Source organism: Polaromonas sp. P3_C2 (genome assembly GCF_056402675.1).
The window spans coordinates 1-4,717 of the sequence record NZ_JBFUGX010000330.1; the positions used below are offsets into that span (position 1 = coordinate 1).

General features: G+C 63.2%; 5 protein-coding genes and 1 pseudogene. All 6 read left to right on the forward strand.

Going from position 1 to position 4,717, the window contains the following annotated elements:
* Window positions 1-224, forward strand: a pseudogene (locus AC1DWI_RS14200) (formate dehydrogenase); the annotation flags it as partial.
* The gene (locus tag AC1DWI_RS14205; protein WP_477669772.1) at window positions 221-454 is read left to right on the forward strand and encodes a hypothetical protein; all 234 of its coding nucleotides are present in this window, start codon (window positions 221-223) and stop codon (window positions 452-454) included. The pseudogene AC1DWI_RS14200 and the gene AC1DWI_RS14205, both read left to right, overlap by 4 nt.
* Window positions 455-468: 14 nt before the next feature.
* Entirely contained in the window at window positions 469-1,647 is a 1,179-nt protein-coding gene (locus AC1DWI_RS14210) for a formate dehydrogenase subunit gamma (RefSeq protein ID WP_477669771.1), read from the forward strand.
* 28 nt (window positions 1,648-1,675) lie between these two features.
* Window positions 1,676-2,062: a hypothetical protein gene (locus AC1DWI_RS14215; RefSeq protein WP_457279595.1), complete on the forward strand. Its 387-nt coding sequence runs from the start codon at window positions 1,676-1,678 to the stop codon at window positions 2,060-2,062.
* A 77-nt stretch (window positions 2,063-2,139) separates the two neighbouring features.
* The gene (locus AC1DWI_RS14220; RefSeq protein ID WP_477669770.1) at window positions 2,140-3,045 is read left to right on the forward strand and encodes a formate dehydrogenase accessory sulfurtransferase FdhD; all 906 of its coding nucleotides are present in this window, start codon (window positions 2,140-2,142) and stop codon (window positions 3,043-3,045) included.
* Window positions 3,046-3,068: 23 nt separating this feature from the next.
* The gene (locus tag AC1DWI_RS14225) at window positions 3,069-4,640 is read left to right on the forward strand and encodes a C13 family peptidase (RefSeq protein WP_477669769.1); all 1,572 of its coding nucleotides are present in this window, start codon (window positions 3,069-3,071) and stop codon (window positions 4,638-4,640) included.
* Window positions 4,641-4,717: the final 77 nt, after the last annotated feature.

Below are 4,717 nucleotides of genomic sequence, written 5' to 3' on the forward strand. Positions count from 1 at the left end.
CCGAGTTTGAAAAGTACGGCCGCAACCGCCTGGCCGAAGGCAAGCTGCCGGCCTGCGCCGAAATGTGCTCAACCAAGGCCCTGCTCGCCGGCGACGGTGATGTGGTCGCCGACATCTTCCGCAACCGTGTGGTGCAACGCGGCAAGGGCGCCGAAGTCTGGGGCTGGGGCACGGCCTACGGATCCAAACAGGCCGGTCAGCCGCCCGCAGGAGCCAAATCATGATGCGCCTTCTTGTCTGGACCCTCTCCTTGTCGGCTTTGTCGGCCTGCGGCGAAAAACCGCAAACCCTGGGCAGCGGTGTGAAAAGCGACGGCGCCGCCTACCAGGGCGTGCAAACCCAGTTTGCGGCGCCAGGCTGGAAGGCCGGCGACAAGACCAGCTGGGAGCAAGGCCTGAAGGCCCGCGCGCAGAACAGCCAGAACGAGTACAACAAGATCGGTAGCTCGAAATAGTGACCGGAGGCCTTATGTATCGTGCGCGAACAGCTATATTTTTCATAGCGGCCAGCCTGGCGGGACTTGCCTGCGCGCAGGCGCCTGCGGCTCCGCCGGCCACCGCCGCGCCTGCTACCGCTCCCGCCGCCACCGGCGGCATCCAGGGCCAGAACATCTTTGAGGTCAAGCCCGAGGCCAGCGCCGACCCCAACTACGCCAAGCAGACCAATGGTGAACGCGCAAAAGTGCAACCGGGCAACAACGCGCCCATGTGGCGCCAGGTGGGCGAGGGCGTCACCGGCTACAGCAGCCTGCCCAAGAGCGAAGCGCCCGAAGCCGGCAACCTGATTCAGCCCTTTGTGCAGTACCCCGGCTCACGCCTGACCAACGCCGGCGAAGCCTGGCGACAGGTGCGCAACAACTGGATCATTCCCTATGGGGGCTCGCTGTTCCTGATCGTGCTGTTGGCCATCGCGATTTTTTACTTCAGCAAGGGTTCGATCAAAATCCACGGCGTCGACACCGGCCGCAAGATCGAACGATTCACGCCGTTTGAGCGTGCCGCGCATTGGTCCAACGCGATCGCGTTCTGCATCCTGGCCATCTCAGGTCTGGTCATGGCGTTTGGCAAATTCTTTCTGCTGCCCGTGATCGGTGGCGCGCTCTTCGGCTGGCTGACCTGGACCCTCAAGACCATGCACAACTTTGCCGGCCCGCTGTTCGCGGTGTCGCTGGTGATCGTGTTCCTGACCTTCCTGCGCGACAACTGGCCGCAAAAGGGCGATCTGCACTGGCTGGCCAAAGGCGGTGGCCTGATCACGGGCGGCGAAGAACCGCCTTCGAACCGTTTCAACGCCGGCGAAAAACTCATCTTCTGGGGCGGCGTGTTCTTCCTGGGCATCGTGGTGGTGTCGTCGGGCTTTGTGCTCGACAAGCTGCTGCCCGGCCTGATCTATGAGCGCTCGACGATGCAGGTCGCACACATGGTGCACGCCGTGGCCACCGTGCTCATGATGTGTTTGTTCCTCGGTCATATCTACCTCGGCACCATCGGCATGCAGGGCGCCTACAAGGCCATGCGTACAGGTTACGTCGATGAGACCTGGGCCCGTGAGCACCACGAATACTGGTATGACGATGTCAAAGCCGGGAACATTCCGGCCCAACGCAGCAAGCCTGTTGACCCGCCCGGCCAGACGGCGCAGGCATAAGCCCCGAAGAGTTGTAGTGAGGAATCCCATGAAAAAAATTCTGATCATGAGCTTGCTGGCCGCCGCATCGGCCGCGTCGCTGGCCAAACTGCCCGCCCTGAGCGACGAAGCCAAGGCCAAGGCCGCAGAAGCGGCCGCCAAGACCGCCTGGACCGGCAAGCTGGAGGCCTACCAGCTGTGCAAATCGCAAGACAAGGTCGCCGCCAGCTATTACAAAACGGCCAAGGCCACCGGCAAAGAGACCAAACCGCCGACGCCGGCACCTGCTTGCGCGGACCCCGGCCCCTTCGCCTACACCCCGCCTGCAGCAAAGCCGATCGAAGCGGCCGGCGCGCATTCACCCGCAGGCAACGCTACCAGCCCGCCCAGTACCAAGCAGCCCGATGCGGTTGGAAACCCCGCCAAGAAGTCTTGAGCCATCCTGCTGAGTCGTTTCGTTTCCCAAAAAGCCGACCCCGCGAGGGGCCGGCTTTTTTGTTGTAGTCTTCCCTCATGCCCGCCTCGACACCCCCTCTTTCACGTCCGCAAAGCCTGCCCCGGCTGACCAACGCCCAGGCGCCCCTGACCTGCGAGGTTGATGCCGTCAATGAATATGGCGAGGCGCACAAGGTCGCCATCCCCGCCGAGCGCGCCCTCACGGTGTATGTCGACAAGCGCGAGCTTGTGACGCTCATGACATTGGGCGCTCACCCCGAGTTGCTGGTGCTCGGCTACCTGCGCAACCAGCGGCTGGTCAAGGATGTGACCGATATCGAGTCCATCACCGTCGACTGGGACGTGGGCGCGGCTGCCGTCAAGACACACCACGGCATTGAAGACATTGAAGAGAAAACCTCGCGCCGTGTGGTCACCACGGGTTGCGGGCAGGGCAGTGTGTTTGGCGGCCTGATGGACGAAGTCGACAGCATCGTGCTGCCCGCTGATGCACGTATTACCCAGGCCCAGTTGTATTCCCTCGTCAACACCATACGACTCAAGGAAACGACGTACAAATCCGCCGGCTCGGTGCATGCGTGTGCATTGTTTGCGATGACGGCGGGCGACCCTGAAATGCTGCTCTTCGTGGAAGACGTGGGCCGCCACAACGCCATAGACACCATCGCTGGCTGGATGTCCATGCAAGACAGCCCATCGGTGAATGAGGCGAACAAAGTTTTCTACACCACAGGCCGCCTCACCAGCGAAATGGTCATCAAGTCCGCGCAGATGGGGGTGCCCATTGTGGTCTCGCGCAGCGGCATCACGCAGATGGGCCATCAGGTCGCGCAGTCAGTCGGCCTGTGCGCGATTGGCCGCGCCACCAACAAGCGTTTTGTCTGTTATGCCAACCCGCAGCGGCTCAAGCTGCAGCCAGAACTGGCTGGCCCCCGCCCTCGCAATGTGGGCGCTGAGCCCTGAATCTGCCGTGGCATGATGCCGCCATGCACGACGCCCACGTCCAACACACCTCGCCTGGCATCCCGGAACCCTTGCTGAGCCCGGTGGACTGCGGCCGTCCTGATACCTCTGGCCGGCTGAGCACACTGCGCTGGATACTGGAGGGAGTTCGTGCTGCGTTTTTCCTATCTGTCCGCGTGGCGGGGAAAACGCCGACGCCATTGCAGGTGATGGGCATTGTGATGCTGGCCGCAACCATGGAAGTTGCGTTGATGCGGCTGGAAATTGCAGGCCCCGCGGTGTTTAACCTGCAGGCCTGGTTGTCGACATGGTGGACGATCGGGTTGGGCGTTGGCCTGGCGTGGTGGGCTTTTCCTGCTTCGGCAGTTGTGCCTGCCCCTGAAGCGGACGAGCCGGTTCCCGGTGACCAACCGCCTCGCGGTGTGGCGGCCTTTTTCGCGCTGTGGCTGGCAGCGGGGCTGCCCAATGTGCTGCTCGCCCAGGGCGTGGTTGCTGCGATTGCGCACGGCTGGATCAAGGCGGCGGTGTTTTCCGCTCCCTGGTTTTACTGGGCGTTGTATGCGGCGGTGACAGCCTGGGCGCTTGGCGTGAGCCTTTTCCTCTTCGTGCGTTTCGCCGGATGGACCTGGCGGACTGCCGTATTTGCGCTGGTCCTGCTGGCAACCACAGGCGTGTCCGCCTGGCAATTCGAGGCGCGTACCTGGGGGGTGGACTACGCGAGCCAGGCCACTGAAGACAGCCGGCCCCGCCTGCAGCTGAGCCAGCAGGTTTTTGAAGAGCAGCAGGCGCTGATGGAAAAGACGATGGCCGCCATCGAGCCGCAGCGCCGCGGTATCACCGACGTCTACGGCCTGGTGTTTGCTCCTTATGCCGCGGAAGATGTGTTCCTGCGGGAAAGCAGCATGGTCAGCCGTGTGCTTGCCGATCGCTTCGATGCCGAAGGCCGCGTGATGCACCTGGTCAACCATGCCAGCACCGTGCAAACCCATCCCTGGGCCACCACGCTGAATTTGCAGCGCGCCATCGACGCACTGGCCCAGCGCATGGATCGCGACAACGACGTGCTGGTGGTCTACATGACTTCGCACGGCGCCAGCGACTTCAAGCTGGCCGCCTCCCACTGGCCGCTGCAGGTACCGCCGCTCAGTCCCGGCGAGCTGCGCGAGGCGCTCGACAACGCCGGTATCCGCCACCGCGTCATCGCGATATCGGCCTGCTATTCCGGCGGCTGGATCGAGGCGCTGGCCAGCGACACCACCCTGGTCATGACGGCGGCCGACGCCACCCATACCTCTTACGGTTGTGGGCGCCTGTCCGAACTCACCTTCTTCGGCCGCGCCATGTTTGACGAGCAGTTGCGCAAGACACATTCTTTTGAGCAGGCTTTTTCCCGTGCCGTTCCGGTGATCAGGCAGCGCGAAATCGACGCCGGCAAGGATGACGGCTTTTCCAACCCGCAGATCAGGGCGGGAACTGGCATCGGGCCCGTGCTGCGCGCGCTGGAGCAGCGGCTGGATGCCTTGCCGGGCGCTCCGGTTTCGGCCCCAGCTCCAGCCCCGGTGGTGGCGGGACCCGGCTTCAAAACGTCTCCATAACCCTCCGCTAAATCCCTGGCAAATCCCGGCCATGATGCCGGGATGCGGACTTTGCGTTATGATCTGCGCATGAACAC